Raw genomic sequence first — 18,476 nt, 5'->3', positions numbered from 1 at the left:
AAATCAAAAGTATTAATTTATTCTTTCTTTCTGTTGCAAAAAAATAACCGCCAGATCTCCTGGCGGCATATATTCACTGATCAGCTTTTTCATAAGCCTGTATAATTTTTCCTACAAGTGGATGACGAACAACATCACTTTGTTCTAAATGAATGAACGAGATCCCTTGCACGCCTTTTAAAATTTCTTCTCCTGCAATCAGCCCGGATTTAACACCCTTAGGCAAGTCAACCTGTGTCCGGTCACCTGTTATAACCATTTTAGATCCAAAACCTAGGCGCGTTAGGAACATTTTCATTTGTGCTAACGTTGTATTCTGTGCTTCGTCTAAAATTACAAACGCATCATCAAGTGTACGGCCCCTCATATAGGCTAAAGGAGCAATTTCAATCGTTCCCCTTTCAATCAGCCTCTGAGTATGCTCAGTTCCTAAAATATCATGCAGAGCATCATAAAGCGGTCTTAAATAAGGGTCAACCTTTTCCTTTAAGTCACCTGGCAAAAATCCAAGGCTTTCGCCAGCTTCAACTGCTGGTCTAGTTAAAATAATGCGTTTGACCTGGCCCGTTTTCAGAGCACTGACAGCCATGACAACCGCAAGATATGTCTTACCTGTACCGGCTGGGCCAATACCAAAGACAAGATCATGCTTTCTGATTGCATTAATATATTGACGCTGTCCTAACGTTTTAACTCGAATCGATTTGCCTTTTGCGTTTTTCGTAATTTCTTCTTCATATAGGTCGCTGAAGTATTCAAGTGTTCCCTTTTTCGCCATTTCAATGGCATACACGACGTCTCTCCCGCTGATGTTAATTCCTTTGCGAATTACATACAGCAGCTTATCAAGTATGTTTCCTGCAAGCTCTACTCTTTCAGCAGTTCCTGAAACATATACCGATTCGCCGCGGGTCACAACAGAAACCTCAAGCTCTTCTTCAATTAATTTAATATTGTTATCAGAGTTGCCGAGCAGTGCAATTGCTTCGTTTGGATTTTCAAAATGCATATTCATTGTTTTTAAATCTTCTGTCATTCTGCATCTCCTTGGGTAAATGGTTGTCCTTGTGCAATATTCTCAATAATTTGGAAATGTATTGATAGTGTAACTTTACCATTGTCTGCAGATTGGTGCAAAACTTTTTCACCTTTAATCTTAGCATTGTCATCGAGGAGTGATTTTATATCCTGCCGCGCCATTTCTTTTGCTACTTCAACAGCTTCTTTGTCCGCATAAGCTCTAGTAATCGTCTCTCGCTCACGATAGGTCTCATTTCGATAAGATACTGGCAAATCCCATGATAAGAAGCGCAGTGTCTTTTGGTTCTCTTCTTTTTCATACTCCTTAAACTCCACTTTTCCATATCCCCAAATTGGGATACTCCAAGAACCAATTTTAAGATAATGCTTTTCCTTCTCCTGTCCATTAAACACTTGGAAAGTACTGTTTATTGGCAAAGTAACCGTAGACTTGTACCATGTTTCGCCAAAGACTTCTCCTTTAGCAGATACAACCTCTGGCTCCTCTTCTTTTCCAACCAAACCGGAAACAAGTAATTGCCCAGGCACAACCCGATCATGAATACTGACGACAGGCTGCCCTTCTTCAACGAACATATTTTCAATAATCGCTTTCTTTTTTGCGACAAGATGCTGCGGCCCCACAGCTTCTAATTTTTCAGGTTCATTCTTCTCAACCACTTGAAGATGGTAGGTTGTCCCTTTTAACTCAACACCAACCCAAGTTATTTCTTTTACATTATTCGTAAGTCCTTTCTGAATGCCTTCTACATTATCGATAAAAAATTGCAGCTTCCCCGTTTTAACACCCATCGCTTCCAGCTCTTTCTGAATTTTATATTCAGTTGCCGGATTTGCTCCTTTAATCTCGATACCCCATACCATATTAGAAAGCAGGGTTATTACCACCAGAAATAGAAAAGCTCCGATTAAAAACCCGCTATTTCTGAGCATTCTAATCGATAAGAAAGGAATACCCTCTCTTTGCTGAAACTCTAATTTACATTCACTATCACGTGCATATTTCCTAATCTTTTTTGCATCCCTCAGATTCATTTGAAAGGTGATTGCACTCGTGCCGTGACTTCTGACATTCCAGATATGTATTTTATCTCTTGTTAAAGAATTGATAAACCGTTCAATTCCTTTTCCGTTTGCTTTAACAGTCACTACTCCTTTATAAAATTCAATCCATTGATTCTTCATAGCGCTCCTCCTGATCCATGATTTGCAGCTAATGGGGATGACTTCAAGTCACCTCTCAATCCGGGAGATAGGTGACTTGATCAATTTTCCCCTCAAGCATGATCTCTTCTGGCAAAATGGTCTTTATGACAAAAGCCTTCCCTTTCACTAACAACTGTCCCTGCTTTAGCAAAAGCCTTATTTCCTTATCCGAAAACGAAAGCAGGCCTCGGTGATTTTCAATATATATATGGATTTGTCCAATCATTGTTATCCGGGGTAAATCCATCATGACATCTTGAGGAAGCTCCATATTTTTTGTCATCCAGCTCCGCAGCACAGTCCCCCATTTTTTTGCCATAAAAAAGAACCCCCTTTCATCTCATATGTATGAAATGAAAGGAGGTTCTAGCACATTTTTCGCCAATCAGCTTATGTTATTTTCTTTTCACAGAGCGGTGAGGATTCATCGCTCTTGGCGGACCTAAGATTTCAGACCAAATAACAGCGTCTGCCAGCTTTTTCTTGTCAGGCGCGAACGATTGCGACTGCGCAGTCTTCTTAATAGGTTCACGTGTTCTGAGTGTTTCTGTTTGCCTCTCAGCAGTTCTATGCCTATTATTTAAAGACTCCAGTTCATCTTCAGCCTTTTGCCTTGCTTGTGTATATTGCTGCTCCATTTGAGCTGCTGCTCGTTTTGCACGGTTTTCAAGCTTCTCCTTTTTTCGTTCAATCGTGGAGGCTTGTGCAGGCTGCTGCGTATGCCCTGGAGTGCCAGCAGGACGCTGCGGCGGTCTTCTTCGCTTTTCTTCTTCCTTTTTCCCTTTAGAAAATAGCGTGCTAACCAAACCAATTAGTGCCATTAAAATAATTGGATTTTCAAATAAGATCTCCATAAAAACACTTCCTCCCTTCAGAAGGGAATTAAACATTTGACACCATAGAAAAGTCTCAAAAGAAAAGTTCTCTTAAAATGGTGCCATATGCTTTTAATTATTTTTTGTCATCTTTACGATTTGGATCTTCTGAAATTTTGCCAATCGAATCTCTCATGTCTGTATCAGCAGAGATATTCTTAAAGTTTAAATAATCCATAACACCCATGTTGCCGCTGCGCAATGCTTCCGACATAGCGAGAGGAACTTTCGATTCTGCTTCTACTACTTTCGCACGCATTTCTTCTACACGCGCCTTCATTTCTTGTTCTTGAGCGACTGCCATTGCACGGCGCTCCTCAGCCTTCGCTTGGGCAATATTCTTATCTGCTTCCGCTTGCTCCGTCTGAAGCTCAGCACCAATGTTTTTGCCGATATCAACGTCCGCAATATCAATCGATAGGATTTCAAAAGCCGTACCGGCATCTAATCCTTTAGAAAGAACTGTTTGAGAGATCATATCCGGGTTTTCTAATACTTTTTTATGATTATCAGATGAACCAATTGTTGATACAATTCCTTCCCCTACGCGGGCAACAATTGTATCTTCACCTGCACCACCGACAAGGCGGTCAATATTTGCTCTAACCGTGATACGCGCTTTCGCCTTTACTTCGATCCCGTCCATTGCCACACCGGCAATAAATGGCGTTTCAATTACTTTTGGATTAACACTCATCTGTACTGCCTCTAAAACATCACGGCCTGCTAAGTCAATAGCCGCACTTCTTTCAAAACTCAATTCAATATTTGCACGGTGTGCTGCAATTAGTGCATTTACTACACGGTCCACATTTCCTCCAGCTAAATAGTGGCTTTCCAGCTGATTTGTTGTAACGCCTAATCCAGCTTTATGTGCCTTGATTAACGGGTTAATAACTCGACTCGGAATAACCCGGCGAAGTCGCATCCCAATTAAGGTAAAAATACTTACCTTTACTCCAGCTGCTAATGCTGAAATCCATAGCATGACTGGTACAAAAGTGAAAAGAACTGCCAAAAGAATCACTGCAAGTACAATCAGCACAATGGTTAATATGGAACCTGTCCCTAATACCATTCCTAGTTCAAACATGTAAGTTCCTCCTATTTATCTAAATTAGTTACTTCTCTAACAACGATGCGGGAGCCCTCAGCCTTAACGACACGAACTTTTGCATCTTTTTGAATAAATCCGCCTTCACTGACGACATCAATTCTTTCATTGCCCATTACAACAGTACCTGCTGGGCGCAATGCAGTCAATGTATATCCTTCCATTCCGACTAATTCGGTGCGGCTAGCATTTGAAATATAGCCTTTTTCCGTGTTGGTGGAATCCGTTAAAATGATTTTTCTGAAAAATTTCATCTTTTTACCAAACACCTTTACCATTAAAATAGAAACCAAAATTGCAGCCGAAATGGCAATTAAAATAGATATTCCCATATGAACCACGTTTCCAGATGCCATAAACAGACTAGCTAAAATAGCTCCTGCTCCAAGCAGTCCGGCAACGCCGCCCGGGAGGAAAAACTCTGCGATTAACAGACCAATCCCAATTACAAAGAGGATTAAGGTTTCATATCCGGCAAGGCCGGCAACAAGGTGTCCGTAGAAGAACATCAATAAGGCGGACAAGCCCATAAAACCCGGAACTCCAAATCCTGGTGAATACAATTCAACAACAAGCCCAATGCTTCCGATTGAAAGTAAAATAGGAATGATGACTGGGTTTGTTAAAAATCGAGCCAGTTTCTCTGAAAAACTTTCTTCTATGCTTCTTATCTCAGCGTTTTCAAAGCCAAGCTGCTGGATCAATTCATCCATATCCGCAACGGTAGCTTCAGAATAGTCAACTTCTAATGCTTGTTGAGGTGTTAAGGTCAAAAGCTCATCATTGCCAAGACCCAGTTCAGGTATCTCAATAGATTCGTCTGCCATCGCTCTTGCAACAATTGGGTCTCGATCTGACTGCTGTGCAGCACTTTCCATGGCAGAAAACCAATAAGACTCAGCCTTTTTGCCAGCTGTATTGCCGGATTGATCAATAATTGCAGCTGATCCCATTGTCGAACCCGGAACCATATAAATTTCATCGGTATTTAAAGCAATATACGCTCCAGCTGATAAGGCCTGCTTGTTAACAAAGGATACGGTATTGATATCAGTACTCGTCAGCAGCTTGCCGATTTCTCCGGCAGCATCAACAGCTCCGCCTGGTGTATTAATATCAAAGATAATTGCCTCGGCGCCTTCTTCCTCAGCGGTTTGAACGGCTCTGCTTAAAAAAGCATACAGACCTTTTTCAACCGTTTCTTCCACAGGAACTGTGTATACGATTTCATTATTAGCATTTGTCCCATTAGCAGGAATAAGCATCAGAATTAAAGCAAAAAGGAACGAAAAAACAGTAATATGCTTAAAGATTGCTCTCATAATCCTCCCTCCTTTCCCTTCATAATCTTATCCTTGGTTGTAATACGGATTAGGATACAAAAAGGTTTCAAATAAAATTAAAAGAATATAAAAAAGCTTATCGATTTATACATACATTTAGAAAACAGCCAAAAAGACCGGAAGCACTAAGCTTCCGGTCTTTCGAACTCGTTTTATGAAAGGTGTTGTTGTACAAGTTTATTAATGATTGAACCGTCTGCTTTGCCTTTAACCTTTGGCATTATAGCGGCCATCACTTTGCCCATATCGGCTTTAGAAGCAGCACCTGTTTCTTCGATCGTTTCTTTAACGATGTCAGAGAGTTCTTCTTCAGTGAGCTGTTTAGGCATATATAATTCTACATACTGAAGTTCAGTACGAATTTTGTCAACAAGATCTTCACGACCTGCTTTTTCAAATTCATGGAGGGAATCCTTGCGTTGTTTCACTTCGCGAGAGAGGACAGTAAGCTCCTCATCACCGGATAGGTCTCTGCCAAGCTTGATTGCTTCATTTTGAATGGAAGCTTTGATCATCCGGATAACGGTTAGCTTATCTTTTTCTTTATTCCTCATCGCTTGTTTCATATCCTCATTTAAACGCTCGAGAAGACTCATTTCATTCACCCTCTCTTAAAACTTGCGCTTTCTTGCAGCCTCAGACTTTTTCTTACGTTTGATACTAGGTTTTTCGTAGAATTCGCGCTTTCTTGCTTCTTGCAAAGTACCAGTTTTAGAAACTGAACGTTTGAAGCGACGAAGAGCATCTTCAAGCGATTCGTTTTTACGAACGACGGTTTTAGACATTCTCTTTCCCTCCCTCCGAGCACAACACACTTACATCATCAACATGGTTTATTCCATGTACCTTGCAATTATAATATAACACCGTAGTAAGGTCAACTGAAATTAGCACTAGCTTCCGTTTGTTTTTTATATTTCCATCATAAATAGTTCATGTGTGTGGCATGTCACTCTATACCTGTCCATATGATGTATGGTAGGAGGGATCGTATGCTTCAGATTCTTTTATTTTTTTTCTTTATCGGTTTATTTATTTTTGGAATGTTTATTCTCAGAACAGGTTTATTTAATCTTTCTGGAAAATCAGTGAATAAATGGTTGGCATTTTTTACGGGTTCTCCGTGGAAAGGAATGCTGACAGCCATTATTTTAACAGCAGTATTGCAAAGCAGTTCTGCTCTAATGATTATAACGATTGGACTTGTTTCAGCTAGAATGCTGACGTTTCCCCAATCCATTGGCATTATTTTAGGCACAAACATTGGAACAACCTTCACCACTGAACTCATCACTTTTGAAATTGAATCACTTCTCATTCCGTTTGCGCTGATAGGGGCAGCTGCAGCAATATTTCCGCAAAATGCAATCCGAAGCAGCGGTTTTGCGTTTTTAGGGATTTCCGCTGTTTTTGCAGCAATGCGCGGCTTCGAGGATCTTGCCTTTTCTTTGAAAGAGAACGTATATGTAAATCATATCCTTCTAGCATTAGATGATTATCATTTATATAGTGTTCTTGCTGGAATCATCATAACAGCCGTTATTCAATCGAGCACAGCCACAACTGGCATCATAATGGGGTTTATGTCAGCAGGATTAATGGACCTAGATACCGGGATTGCCATTATGCTTGGTTCCAACATTGGGACATGCGCTGACGCATACCTGGCTTCCATAGGAGCTGGTAAAGCTGCAAAACTTACGGCATATGCCCACATTTGGTTAAACTGCGCAGGTGTCGCTCTGTTTTACCCGTTTATCTCTCTATTAGCGAATACTGGTTCGGAACTTTCCTCTTCGCTTGATACACAGCTGGCCCACATTAGCGTACTCTTTAATGTACTTACTTCCTTGCTTGTATTACCGTTTTCCACTCAGTTTGCTTCATTTATAGAAAAACTGCATGGCCGAAGAACATCCTAGAAAACAAACAGAGCCGCCCACACGGACGGCTCTGCTGCATATTAGTAATCTGAATCGCTAGTTAAACCTTGTACAATTGCTGCTCCTGAACTAGCACCAATTCTCGTTGCACCTGCATCAATCATGTTTTGAGCGTCTTCTGCACTGCGTACACCACCAGAAGCTTTAACACCGATGTCTGGACCGACTGTTTTTCTCATTAGTGCGATGTCCTCAATCGTTGCTCCTCCTGTTGAGAAACCAGTGGATGTTTTAACAAAATCAGCTCCTGCTTTAACAGAAAGCTCACAAGCCTTAACTTTTTCGTCTTCTGTTAAAAGAGATGTTTCAATAATAACTTTTGTTAATGCTTTTCCTTTTGCAGCATCAACAACCACCTTAATATCCTTTTCAACAAGCCCGTAATCTCCGCCTTTTAGTGCGCCGATATTAATAACCATATCGACTTCTGTTGCCCCATTTTCAATTGCGTTTTTCGTTTCAAACGCTTTTGTTTCAGACGTAGAAGCCCCGAGCGGGAAACCAATAACAGTGCAGACCTTTACCTCTGTTCCGCCTAGAAGATCGCTTGAAAGCTTCACCCAGGCTGGGTTCACACATACAGATGCAAAATTATATTCTTTTGCCTCCGCACAGATTCTTTCGATTTGTTCTTTCGTTGAGTCAGCTTTTAATAATGTATGATCAATCATTTTTGCTACATTTGTCATTAAGTATTGCTCCTTCCGGCAACTAGTTGTACGTACCTCTAACATAATACCATTGTCCATTGAAAAATTACAGTGTATTTTTGAAAAATTGCAATCGGTTCCAACCATATTATTGCCCATACTGATACCTGGCATGATTTTTTATTCGTTTAAGGAGACCAAATCGGACACTGATTACTCGTTTTCCTGCGAGGGATGGTGGTTTCCATTATGATCTGTACGAAATGAGACTCAAAAATGTGCTAATAGGTCCTTTTGTTGTCCTCTTTAAGTAAAAGCAAATATCGCCCTTCCCAGAGAAATATCCGCCGTTATTTTCATTTATCCGCCGAAGTCAGCTATTTATCCGCCAAACGCTAAAATACATATATTTTACTGCCCCAAAAAAAAAAAACCGCCCCAAAGGGCAGTTCTTTAAACAGCAGCTTCTTCCACTTCATCAAGTACGCGGACAAATTGTCCTTCGTTGTATGGATAGCCTGATTTTGTAATTTTCACTTTAACGATTTGGCCGATCATATCTTCGGTTGCTGGCAGAACCACTTTTAGGTAGTTGTCAGTATAGCCAACATAAAGATTACTGCCTTCGTTTTCTTTGAATTTTTCTTCAGGAATCACTTCAAGTACTTCGTCTTCAAATTCGCTAGCATATTCTTTCGCAAGCTGATCCGATAAGGCAATCAAGCGGTGTACACGTTCATTTTTAATATCCTCATCAATCTGGTCATCCATACGAGCAGCAGGCGTGCCTGTTCTCTTTGAATATGGGAATACATGAAGCTCGGAGAATTGATGATCTTTCACGAAGTTATATGTCTCCATGAATTCTTCTTCTGTTTCACCAGGGAAGCCGACGATAACATCAGATGTGACCGCGAGTCCAGGAAGCACTTCTTTCAAACGATCTAATCTTTCTGCGAAAAATTCCATTGTGTATTTACGACGCATTCTCTTTAAGACTGTATTAGAGCCTGATTGAATCGGGATATGGAGATGTCTGACGATGACGTTCGACTGATCGATCACTTCGATCACTTCATCCGTGATTTGGCTCGCTTCAATGGAAGAAATACGCAGTCTCTTTAAGCCGCGGACTTTTGCTTCCAGGTCTCTTAAAAGCATTGCAAGGTTATAGTCTTTCATATCCTCGCCATATCCACCTGTGTGAATGCCCGTTAAGACAATTTCTTTATAGCCTGCATCGACAAGCTGCTGTGCCTGGCGGATGACTTCTTCCGGATCTCTTGATCTCATAAGACCGCGTGCCCAAGGAATGATGCAAAACGTACAGAAGTTGTTGCAGCCTTCCTGGATTTTAAGAGAGGCTCTTGTGCGATCGGTAAAAGCAGGCACATCAAGCTCTTCGTATACACGGCTTTTCATAATGTTGCCGACGCCGTTAATAGGCTGGCGTTCTTGTTTATATTGTTCAATGTACTCCAGCATTTTAACGCGGTCCTGAGTTCCTACGACAATATCAACACCAGGAATCGCCATGATTTCAGCTGGAGATGTTTGTGCATAACAGCCTGTTACACAGATGACAGCATCCGGGTTTCTGCGGATCGCTCTGCGGATCACCTGACGGCTTTTTTTATCGCCAGTATTTGTTACCGTACATGTATTAATAACGTAAACATCGGAAATATGTTCATAATCTACCCGGTCATAGCCGGCTTCTTTAAATAATTGCCAAATGGCTTCTGTTTCATAATGGTTGACTTTACAGCCAAGTGTATGAAAAGCAACTGAAGGCATTCTATTCACCCCATTAATTCAAAATGATAGGAAACGGCCGCTAATACATATAACGGGGCCGTTTCGGTTCGTAATATTCTAGGTCCGAGACCGCAAGTAATAAATCCTTGTTCTTGAAGAGCTGTAACCTCTTGTTCTGTCAGTCCGCCCTCTGAGCCAAACACGATTAGCAGTGATTGTCCTCTTTTAAGCTGCTGCAATGTTTGGGAAAGCATCGAGGCTTCTCCTTTTTTCGCACTTTCCTCAAATGCAATTAACTTTTGATCGTACGATTCTGCTAATTTGATCAGCTCTTTTAATTGAACTGGAGCAGTAACCTCAGGCAAAATAGTTCGATGAGACTGCTCTGCAGCTTCTTTGCTGATTTTGTTCCATCTATCAAGCTTTTTGTCTGCTTTTTTAGCATCCCACTTTACAATTGAACGAGCTGAAATAAAAGGGATAAATTTATTTGCACCTAGTTCTGTTCCCTTCTGGATGACGAGCTCAAGCTTATCCCCTTTAGGCAATCCGCTCACTATTGTAACTTGTACAGGCAGTTCCGGAGATGCTTCTATCCATTTTACTATTTTTGCCGTTATTTTTTCATCGGTAATTTCTGCAATTTCACATTCTGCACTGTTCCCTGTTGGGTCAACGCAAATAATCGAATTCCCTGGTGCCATTCGCATGACTTTGCTGATATGGCGCTTGTCATCGCCTGTAATGGTAAAATATTCGTTTTGTGCAGATTCTTTCACGAAATAGCGTTGCATCCGTATCCCTCTTTGTCATATAAAAAATATAGATGGTACACAAACTTTGTTACTGTTAAAAACAGAAGAAGTTGGATTTTCACTTCAGGGTACTCGCTTTCCGCGAGGTGGGTGTTGATATCCTCCTCGGCGCTATCGCAACCTGTGGGGTCTCACCTTCCCAATCCTCACACAGGAGTCTCGCACCCTTCCGTTCCAATCAACTAGCATATTATTATTGACAAAAAACTCGTTAGAGAAAATTCTAATAAGAATTGGAAAATGCAATTCCTGTAGTCATAATGTCAATATGAAAGAAATACACACTAATAACTGATCTACACAAGGATAGGGGCAGCTGTTTACCAGGCAACCCCTATGACAGCTATTATTTTCTTTTGGCAATAATGGCAACCCAGTCTTCCATCTGCATCACTTCGATAATGTCAAAGCCAGCTTCGCTGATCTTATCTTTAACGTCCTGTTTCTTTTGCTGGATAATGCCTGAAGCAATAAAGTAGCCATCTTGTTTTACGGCTGAAGCAACATCACTTGTGAAGCGCATGATGACCTCTGCTAAAATATTCGCGACAACAACATCCGCTTGTCCTTCAACACCGTCAAGCAGGTTGTTTTGAAAGACATCAATCTTCTCATGAACCTTATTTAGCTTTACATTTATTTTGGCAGATTGAACAGCAACTTCATCGAGATCAAGTGCTGTTACTTTCTTAGCATCAAGCATGGCTGCTGCAATACTTAATACACCAGAGCCTGTTCCAACATCAACAACATAATCACCATGTTTGACCGTGCGTTCAAGAGCTTGAATACACATTACCGTTGTAGGATGGGTTCCCGTACCAAAAGCCATTCCTGGATCAAGCTCTATGATTAGTTCATCGCTGCTTACAGGAGTGTACTCCTCCCATGTAGGAACAATCGTAAATCTCTCTGATATTTTAACAGGATGGTAATATTTCTTCCACGCTGTTGCCCATTCTTCTTCGTTTACTTCACTAATGCTTACTTTATTAAGTCCAATATCAATATTGAAAAGGATTAAATTATTAATCGCTTCTTTAATTTCATCTACCGTTTCGCCCAGGAAGCTGTTCACAGGCAGGTAAGCTTTAACAATAACACCTTCATCAGGATAATCTTGGGGATCGAGCTGGTAAATTTCACCGAATTGGTCTTGTCTTTCTTTAATTAATTCAAACGGGTCTTCAATGACAACCCCGCTTGCACCTGCTTCATGCAAAATATTCGAAATCGCCTCTACCGCTTCATTCGTTGTATGAATGCTAATTTCTGACCATTTCAACGTTTACCAACTCCATTTCCATTATTCACCCTTTAAGGTACGTTTCACTTTATCAAAAAAACTTTCTTCCTGTTCTCCTTGAGGTACATTGCCGCTTACTTCTGCAAATTCAGTTAATAGCTGCTTTTGCTTTTCAGTCAGCTTTTTAGGAGTCTGTATTTTCACCGTAATGCGCTGATCTCCAGTGCCATATCCGCGTACATTTTGAACTCCTTTACCTTTTAAGCGGAATTTTGTACCTGTTTCAGTTCCTGCAGGCACCTTAAGCTTTACTTTTCCACTAAGCGTAGGAACTTCGATTTCATCTCCAAGTGCTGCCTGTACGAAGGTGATTGGCACCTCTAGATGAATATCGTCTCCCTCTCTCTTAAAGAATTCATGAGAACGGACGGCAAAAACAACATAAAGATCCCCAGGAGGTCCTCCGTTCACACCAGGTTCACCTTGATTTGGAACCCGGATCTGCTGACCATTATCAACTCCCTGTGGAATTTTCACATTAAGCTTGCTGCGTTTGTTTACTGTACCGTCTCCGCCGCATGTTGAACATTTTTGCTTAATCTTTTTCCCTGTACCTGAGCAGTGGTGACAAACTCTTCTATTGACGATTCTGCCAAAGGCCGTATTTTGTTCAACATTAAGCTGACCAGTTCCGTGACAATGACTGCACGTATCTACTTTTGTGCCTGGCTTAGCACCTGATCCATCACATGTATCACAAGTCTCTTCTCTGGGAATCTCAATCGTCGTATCCTTGCCGGACACGGCGTCCTCAAATGAAATGGTCATCGTATATTGCAGGTCTGCACCTTGTCTAGGTGCATTCGGATCTCTTCTGCGGGCTCCGCCGCCGCCAAAAAAGGTGCTGAAAATATCTTCAAAGCCGCCAAAGCCCTCAAAACCGCCGCCTCCGCCAAAGCCTTGATTTGGATCTGTATGGCCGAATTGATCATAATGCGCTTTTTTCTGGTCATCACTTAATACTTCATAGGCTTCTTTTACTTCTTTAAACTTTTCATCTGCACCAGGTTCTTTATTGATATCTGGATGATATTGCTTGGACAGCTTGCGATAAGCTTTTTTTAATTCATCCTTGGACGCACTCTTGCTGACGCCAAGGACTTCATAGTAATCCCTTTTACTCATGATTACCACTCCCCGATTCTATTCACATAAATTGTATTGTATCAAAAATAAAAGCCAAAGCCAAGAAAGACCTGACTTTGACTATGGTAATTCCAGATGCAGCTTATATATATGCTAAGCTGCACCCGGGAAATAGAATGAATGGTCTTAGTCGTCTACTTTATTCTTTATACGAATCAGCAAACAACTTCATAATCGTTTAGACGATTACTTGTCATCCTTAACTTCTTCATACTCAGCGTCAACAACATCGTCATCTTTGCCGCCAGCAGCTGAATCATCAGCACCTTGTGCGCCCTGAGCCTGCTGTTGTGCTTGCTCATACAGCTTCATTGTAAGAGCTTGAACGATTTCTTGAAGCGCATCTTTCTTCGCACGAATTTCTTCAAGATCATTTTTCTCGATCGCTTCTTTTAGAGCATCCTTCGCTTCAGTTGCTTTTGCAGCTTCTGCTTCGTCTACTTTGCCTTCAAGATCTTTTAACGTTTTTTCAGTTGTAAAGACAAGCTGATCTGCCTCATTGCGAAGCTCTACTTCTTCTTTGCGCTTCTTGTCTGCTTCAGCATTTTCTTCTGCTTCTTTGACCATTCTATCGATCTCATCATCAGAAAGTCCTGTAGAAGACTTGATTGTGATTGCTTGTTCTTTATTTGTGCCAAGATCCTTCGCACGAACATTAACGATTCCGTTTTTATCAATATCAAACGATACTTCAATTTGCGGTACGCCGCGTGGTGCTGGAGGAATATCGCCTAACTGGAAGCGTCCTAGTGTCTTATTATCTGCCGCCATTTGACGCTCACCTTGAAGCACGTGAATATCAACAGCTGACTGATTATCAGCAGCAGTAGAGAATACTTGTGATTTAGACGTTGGAATTGTTGTATTACGATCGATTAGTTTCGTGAATACACCGCCCATTGTTTCAATACCAAGTGATAATGGAGTTACGTCAAGCAATACTACATCCTTCACATCACCAGTGATCACTCCGCCTTGAATTGCCGCACCCATTGCAACAACTTCGTCAGGGTTTACGCCTTTATGAGGCTCTTTGCCAACTTCTTTTTTAATTGCATCTTGTACAGCAGGAATACGAGTAGAACCACCAACAAGAATAACTTTATCAATTTCAGAAGGAGATAGACCAGCATCTCTTAATGCTTGGCGAGTTGGTGCCATTGTACGCTCAACAAGGTCAGAAGAAAGCTCTTCAAACTTTGCTCGTGATAAAGTTACTTCAAGGTGAAGCGGACCAGCTTCGCCAGCTGTAATAAACGGCAGGGAAATTTGTGTAGATGTTACACCAGAAAGATCCTTTTTCGCCTTTTCAGCAGCATCTTTTAAACGCTGAAGCGCCATTTTGTCTTTAGATAGATCAATTCCGTTTTCTTTTCTGAATTGCTCTACCAAATAGTCAATGATTACTTGGTCAAAGTCATCTCCGCCAAGACGGTTGTCGCCGGCAGTTGATTTAACTTCGAATACACCGTCGCCAAGTTCAAGGATAGAAACGTCGAATGTACCGCCGCCAAGGTCGTATACAAGAATCGTTTGATCTTCATCAACTTTATCCATTCCGTAAGCAAGAGCAGCAGCTGTTGGCTCGTTGATGATACGCTCAACTTCTAAGCCAGCAATTTTCCCAGCATCTTTTGTTGCTTGACGCTCTGCATCATTGAAGTATGCAGGAACAGTAATAACTGCTTTCTCTACTTTTTCACCAAGATATTCTTCTGCATATGACTTTAAGTATTGAAGAATAATAGCAGAAATTTCCTGCGGAGAGTAGTCCTTACCTTCAGCTTCTACTTTATAATCAGTACCCATATGACGTTTTACAGAAAGAATTGTGTTAGGGTTTGTAATGGATTGGCGTTTTGCAACTTCCCCTACTTGACGCTCTCCGTTTTTGAAAGCTACAACTGATGGAGTTGTGCGATTACCTTCCGGATTCGGAATTACTTTAGCTTCGCCGCCTTCTAATACTGCCACACATGAGTTTGTAGTACCTAAGTCAATCCCAATAATTTTGCTCATGTTAAATTACCTCCCTAAATTATGTATTACTGATTTACTTTTACCATTGCTGGTCGGATTACGCGATCTTTCAGCATATATCCTTTTTGGAATTCTTCAACTACCGTATTGGTAGCAAAATTTTCATCTTCCACCTGCATAACGGCTTGGTGGATATGCGGATCAAATTCTTTACCAACAGACTCAATTTGCTCAGCGCCTTCTTTTTTCAGCGCATCGATCAAGCTGCGGTAAACCATTTCCATCCCTTGCTGTATTGATTTAGCCTGTTCAGAATCAGCTTCCATTTGTAAGGCTCTTTCGAAGTTATCAATGGCAGGCAGCAGATCGGTAATTAAGCTTTGTGATCTATATTTATCAGCCGCCTCACGATCCAATTTAGATCTGCGGCGGGAATTATCAAAATCAGCCTGCAGACGCAAGTAGCGATTTTCAGCTTCCTCAAGCTTTTGTTCCAACTCAGAAATTTTTGCATCGGCATCGTTTGTTTCTGATGCCTCAACAGCTTCTTCTGCCTCACCAAAAATTTCTTCAGTCGGCTCTTCGCCATTAAATGGCTGCTTGTTTTGCTCTTCTTGTAAAGTGTCTTTCTCTTCTGCCAACTTTTTCACCTCCTTAAAATGGATTTTTACGGAAATATCTTTTGAGTAAAAGACTGTTTTGCGGTTTCTGCTACGTTTAACTCAAGTATAAACTGATTTCCACTCCAGAGTACTCGCTTTCCGCGGGGCGGGTGCTGAGCCTCCTCGTCGCATTCGCTCCTGTGGGGTCTCAGCTCCCCACTCGTCCCGCAGGAGTCTCGCACTCTTCCGTTTCAATCAACAAGTATTGTTAAAGCCAATTATTATCTTAAAGCTAAGTTCAAATCACGCTTCGCTTACTTCTTATGAAAGAGCGCTCAATGCATTGTCCCTCTATCAATATTACCCGCGGTTTTCATTTTGATACAAATTTGTGAGAACAGCGGAGAGGTCTCTGCTGAAATAGTGAAGCAGGCTGATGACTCGGGAGTATTCCATTCGGGTAGGCCCTAGGATGGCGATTGTGCCGAGTCTTTCTTTTCCAACAGAATAGCTGGCAGTGATGAGACTGCAATTGTCAATCGCTTCATTATTATTTTCTCTGCCGATTTTCACCTGAATCCCAGAATGATGATGACGGATAAGATCATAGAAACCTTTTTCCTGTTCGATCATATTCATCAGATTGCGTACTTTATCAATATCGTGAAATTCCGGCTGACTGAGCATATTCATTTTTCCGCCGAAGAATAGTTTTTCTCCTGCTGGCGCTTTAATGGTTTCAGCGATGGAATGCAGCATATAATCATAGTGACTGATATGCTGGCGAAGCAGCACCGCAACCTCTTTATAAATTTTATTATGAAGCTGATCCATTGGCACTCCGGAAAGGCGTGCATTCAGGATGTTGACAAGCTTTTCAAGCTCACCGGCATCAATGTTTTCAGGAAGCTGAAACATCCTGTTTTCCACATGCCCAGTATCAGTCACAATTATCGCAATTGCTGTCTGTTCATTTAGTGGGACAATTTGGATCTTCTTCAGTTTATTTTCACCTAAATCCGGCCCTAAAACAATGGATGTATAGTTTGTCATCTCAGACAGGATTTTCGCAGATTTTTGTACGATTTTTTCGAGTTCATAGATACGATCTGCAAATATAGACTTCACTCTAAAAACATCATCCTTGCCTAGCCGCTGTGGTGAAAGTAAATGATCCACATAGTATCTGTAGCCTTTTTCGGAAGGAATTCTTCCCGAAGAGGTGTGTGTTTTTTCAATAAAACCTAGCTCTTCCAAATCAGCCATTTCATTTCTGATTGTTGCGGAGCTAAATGAAATCTCATCCTTTTTCGACAAGCTTCTTGATCCGACAGGCTGTGCAGATTGAATAAAATCATCAACAATCACTTGAAAAATTAACAATTGACGATCTGTTAACACAGTTATCACCTCTGTTAGCACTCTTAATCACCGAGTGCTAATTCTACTAATAAATTAACAAATCCAACGATTAGTGTCAATAAAAAAGCCTAATTCGCATACAGAGGATTGGGATTATTTCAAGAAGTTCTGAAATACTTCATTTCCTAAAAATCGTCCTTGATGCGTCAGTTTAATGTCATCATTTTCAACCATAAGCAAATTTTTATTTACGAGTTCATTTATCTCATCTTGAAAATAGCTCAATGGATTCTCTGCAAATTTATCTGAAAAACGACGAATTGAGACACCCTTCGATTTTCTTAGACCTAAGAACATTTCTTCTTCCATTTTCTCCACCTTTGACAGCTCATGCTCTTCAATAATAGGAAGTTTACCATCTTCAAGAGGCTCCATATATTTTTTCAGCGGCCCGAAGTTTGACCGTCTCTTCCCATCCACATAACCATGTGAACCAGCACCAAAACCATAATAGTGGTCATTATTCCAGTACGTTAAATTATGCTTGCTTTCATACCCTTTTTTCGCGAAGTTGCTGATTTCATATTGCTCATAGCCATGCTTATTCATTTGTTCCATCAGCACTTCATACATTTCCGCTTCAGTATCCTCTCCAGGAAGGGGCAGTTTGCCTTTTCTCATTAAGTTATAGAAAACCGTTTTCGGCTCAATGATTAAGGAGTACCCTGAATAATGCTCAATGTCCAGTGTAAAGGACGTTTCCAATGTTTCTTTAAAATCCGCAACAGTCTGACCAGGCAAGCTATATATTAAATCAACGCTGATATTCTGGAAGCCCGTTTTTTTGGCATTTGCAATCGACTGGAAAACATCCTTTTTCCTGTGCACCCGACCAATTCGCTCCAGTAATTCGTCATTAAAGGTCTGTACACCAAAGCTGAGTCTGTTAACACCAGCATCATAAAGAACCTTTAGTTTTTCTTCTGATAAATCCCCGGGATTGGCTTCAAAAGTAAACTCGGTATTCTGATCAAATGGAAGATAACGGTGGATGGTCTCACAGAGTACTTCCAGCTGTTTTTCGTTTAATGCAGTTGGTGTTCCTCCGCCTACAAATATGGTGTTTAAATTATTCGCCGGTGATTCCTGAGTAGCAATCGCCATCTCTTTGCCAAGTGACTGCAAATACTCATCAACTGGCTGACCTTTTAAAAACACTTTATTAAAATCGCAATAATGGCAGATATGCTCGCAAAAAGGAATATGAATATATGCTGCTCCAATCATTTTTTACACAACCTTTATTTCTTAATAGTGTTGGAGAACGTTTTCTGT

The 18,476-nt window shown here is 41.0% G+C and carries 18 protein-coding genes; 1 reads left to right on the top strand and 17 read right to left on the bottom strand.

What is annotated here, in order from left to right:
* Positions 1-73: 73 nt before the first annotated feature.
* From B7E07_RS07175 to rpsU, 8 genes are all read right to left on the bottom strand, one after another.
* A complete protein-coding gene (locus B7E07_RS07175) occupies positions 74-1,036 on the bottom strand; it encodes a PhoH family protein (RefSeq protein ID WP_080844988.1) in 963 nt (320 codons plus the stop codon).
* Positions 1,033-2,226 (bottom strand): sporulation protein YqfD, encoded by a 1,194-nt coding sequence (gene yqfD, locus B7E07_RS07170; RefSeq protein WP_080844983.1) that lies wholly within the window; start codon positions 2,224-2,226, stop codon positions 1,033-1,035. Before yqfD ends, B7E07_RS07175 begins: the two co-directional genes overlap by 4 nt.
* 55 nt (positions 2,227-2,281) lie before the next feature.
* Positions 2,282-2,566, bottom strand: a complete 285-nt coding sequence (yqfC, locus tag B7E07_RS07165) for a sporulation protein YqfC (RefSeq protein WP_080844980.1) — start codon at positions 2,564-2,566, stop codon at positions 2,282-2,284.
* Positions 2,567-2,642: 76 nt separating this feature from the next.
* Complete coding sequence (locus B7E07_RS07160) at positions 2,643-3,101, bottom strand: hypothetical protein (RefSeq protein WP_080844978.1); 459 nt, start codon at positions 3,099-3,101, stop codon at positions 2,643-2,645.
* A 97-nt stretch (positions 3,102-3,198) separates the two neighbouring features.
* Positions 3,199-4,200, bottom strand: a complete 1,002-nt coding sequence (gene floA / locus B7E07_RS07155; RefSeq protein ID WP_080849130.1) for a flotillin-like protein FloA — start codon at positions 4,198-4,200, stop codon at positions 3,199-3,201.
* 26 nt (positions 4,201-4,226) lie between these two features.
* Positions 4,227-5,558 carry an NfeD family protein gene (locus B7E07_RS07150; RefSeq protein WP_080844972.1) on the bottom strand — a complete coding sequence of 444 codons (1,332 nt, stop codon included), beginning with the start codon at positions 5,556-5,558 and terminating at the stop codon, positions 4,227-4,229.
* 173 nt (positions 5,559-5,731) lie between these two features.
* Positions 5,732-6,175 carry a GatB/YqeY domain-containing protein gene (locus tag B7E07_RS07145; protein ID WP_080844969.1) on the bottom strand — a complete coding sequence of 148 codons (444 nt, stop codon included), beginning with the start codon at positions 6,173-6,175 and terminating at the stop codon, positions 5,732-5,734.
* Between the two features lie 15 nt (positions 6,176-6,190).
* Positions 6,191-6,364, bottom strand: a complete 174-nt coding sequence (rpsU, locus tag B7E07_RS07140) for a 30S ribosomal protein S21 (protein WP_066201342.1) — start codon at positions 6,362-6,364, stop codon at positions 6,191-6,193.
* 207 nt (positions 6,365-6,571) lie between these two features.
* Here rpsU and B7E07_RS07135 point away from each other — a divergent pair, with 207 nt between their 5' ends.
* Complete coding sequence (locus B7E07_RS07135; RefSeq protein ID WP_080844967.1) at positions 6,572-7,501, top strand: Na/Pi symporter; 930 nt, start codon at positions 6,572-6,574, stop codon at positions 7,499-7,501.
* Between the two features lie 41 nt (positions 7,502-7,542).
* On the opposite strand, the gene deoC is transcribed toward B7E07_RS07135, so the two are convergent.
* The 9 genes from deoC to hemW all read right to left on the bottom strand — a co-directional run bounded on the left by deoC (position 7,543) and on the right by hemW (position 18,428).
* Positions 7,543-8,211 (bottom strand): deoxyribose-phosphate aldolase, encoded by a 669-nt coding sequence (deoC, locus tag B7E07_RS07130; protein ID WP_080844965.1) that lies wholly within the window; start codon positions 8,209-8,211, stop codon positions 7,543-7,545.
* A 414-nt stretch (positions 8,212-8,625) separates the two neighbouring features.
* Positions 8,626-9,969, bottom strand: coding sequence for a tRNA (N(6)-L-threonylcarbamoyladenosine(37)-C(2))-methylthiotransferase MtaB (gene mtaB / locus B7E07_RS07125; protein ID WP_080844963.1), 1,344 nt, complete (start codon positions 9,967-9,969; stop codon positions 8,626-8,628).
* A 5-nt stretch (positions 9,970-9,974) separates the two neighbouring features.
* Positions 9,975-10,724: a 16S rRNA (uracil(1498)-N(3))-methyltransferase gene (locus B7E07_RS07120; RefSeq protein WP_080844962.1), complete on the bottom strand. Its 750-nt coding sequence runs from the start codon at positions 10,722-10,724 to the stop codon at positions 9,975-9,977.
* A gap of 367 nt (positions 10,725-11,091) precedes the next feature.
* Positions 11,092-12,030 (bottom strand): 50S ribosomal protein L11 methyltransferase, encoded by a 939-nt coding sequence (gene prmA / locus B7E07_RS07115; protein WP_080844960.1) that lies wholly within the window; start codon positions 12,028-12,030, stop codon positions 11,092-11,094.
* 21 nt (positions 12,031-12,051) lie between these two features.
* The gene (gene dnaJ / locus B7E07_RS07110; RefSeq protein WP_080844959.1) at positions 12,052-13,176 is read right to left on the bottom strand and encodes a molecular chaperone DnaJ; all 1,125 of its coding nucleotides are present in this window, start codon (positions 13,174-13,176) and stop codon (positions 12,052-12,054) included.
* A 207-nt stretch (positions 13,177-13,383) separates the two neighbouring features.
* Positions 13,384-15,216: a molecular chaperone DnaK gene (dnaK, locus tag B7E07_RS07105; RefSeq protein WP_080844957.1), complete on the bottom strand. Its 1,833-nt coding sequence runs from the start codon at positions 15,214-15,216 to the stop codon at positions 13,384-13,386.
* Between the two features lie 26 nt (positions 15,217-15,242).
* Positions 15,243-15,818 (bottom strand): nucleotide exchange factor GrpE, encoded by a 576-nt coding sequence (grpE, locus tag B7E07_RS07100; protein WP_080844956.1) that lies wholly within the window; start codon positions 15,816-15,818, stop codon positions 15,243-15,245.
* A 321-nt stretch (positions 15,819-16,139) separates the two neighbouring features.
* Positions 16,140-17,180: a heat-inducible transcriptional repressor HrcA gene (hrcA, locus tag B7E07_RS07095; protein ID WP_080844953.1), complete on the bottom strand. Its 1,041-nt coding sequence runs from the start codon at positions 17,178-17,180 to the stop codon at positions 16,140-16,142.
* A gap of 114 nt (positions 17,181-17,294) precedes the next feature.
* Positions 17,295-18,428, bottom strand: coding sequence for a radical SAM family heme chaperone HemW (hemW, locus tag B7E07_RS07090; protein WP_080844951.1), 1,134 nt, complete (start codon positions 18,426-18,428; stop codon positions 17,295-17,297).
* Between the last annotated feature and the right edge of the window lie 48 nt (positions 18,429-18,476).

The sequence above is a fragment of the Cytobacillus gottheilii genome (assembly GCF_900166665.1).
In the GTDB taxonomy this organism is placed as follows: Bacteria; Bacillota; Bacilli; order Bacillales; family Cytobacillaceae; genus Cytobacillus; species Cytobacillus gottheilii_A.
This window is presented reverse-complemented; position numbering and strand designations above follow the sequence as displayed.

Coding starts and splice junctions, on each gene's coding strand:
- yqfC (WP_080844980.1), bottom strand. CDS start 2,566: ATGGCAAAAAAATGGGGGACTGTGCTGCGGAGCTGGATGACAAAAAAT.
- mtaB (WP_080844963.1), bottom strand. CDS start 9,969: ATGCCTTCAGTTGCTTTTCATACACTTGGCTGTAAAGTCAACCATTAT.
- deoC (WP_080844965.1), bottom strand. CDS start 8,211: ATGACAAATGTAGCAAAAATGATTGATCATACATTATTAAAAGCTGAC.
- hemW (WP_080844951.1), bottom strand. CDS start 18,428: ATGATTGGAGCAGCATATATTCATATTCCTTTTTGCGAGCATATCTGC.
- B7E07_RS07120 (WP_080844962.1), bottom strand. CDS start 10,724: ATGCAACGCTATTTCGTGAAAGAATCTGCACAAAACGAATATTTTACC.
- yqfD (WP_080844983.1), bottom strand. CDS start 2,226: ATGAAGAATCAATGGATTGAATTTTATAAAGGAGTAGTGACTGTTAAA.
- floA (WP_080849130.1), bottom strand. CDS start 4,200: ATGGTATTAGGGACAGGTTCCATATTAACCATTGTGCTGATTGTACTT.
- rpsU (WP_066201342.1), bottom strand. CDS start 6,364: ATGTCTAAAACCGTCGTTCGTAAAAACGAATCGCTTGAAGATGCTCTT.
- B7E07_RS07160 (WP_080844978.1), bottom strand. CDS start 3,101: ATGGAGATCTTATTTGAAAATCCAATTATTTTAATGGCACTAATTGGT.
- dnaK (WP_080844957.1), bottom strand. CDS start 15,216: ATGAGCAAAATTATTGGGATTGACTTAGGTACTACAAACTCATGTGTG.
- B7E07_RS07150 (WP_080844972.1), bottom strand. CDS start 5,558: ATGAGAGCAATCTTTAAGCATATTACTGTTTTTTCGTTCCTTTTTGCT.
- B7E07_RS07135 (WP_080844967.1), top strand. CDS start 6,572: ATGCTTCAGATTCTTTTATTTTTTTTCTTTATCGGTTTATTTATTTTT.
- B7E07_RS07145 (WP_080844969.1), bottom strand. CDS start 6,175: ATGAGTCTTCTCGAGCGTTTAAATGAGGATATGAAACAAGCGATGAGG.
- dnaJ (WP_080844959.1), bottom strand. CDS start 13,176: ATGAGTAAAAGGGATTACTATGAAGTCCTTGGCGTCAGCAAGAGTGCG.
- B7E07_RS07175 (WP_080844988.1), bottom strand. CDS start 1,036: ATGACAGAAGATTTAAAAACAATGAATATGCATTTTGAAAATCCAAAC.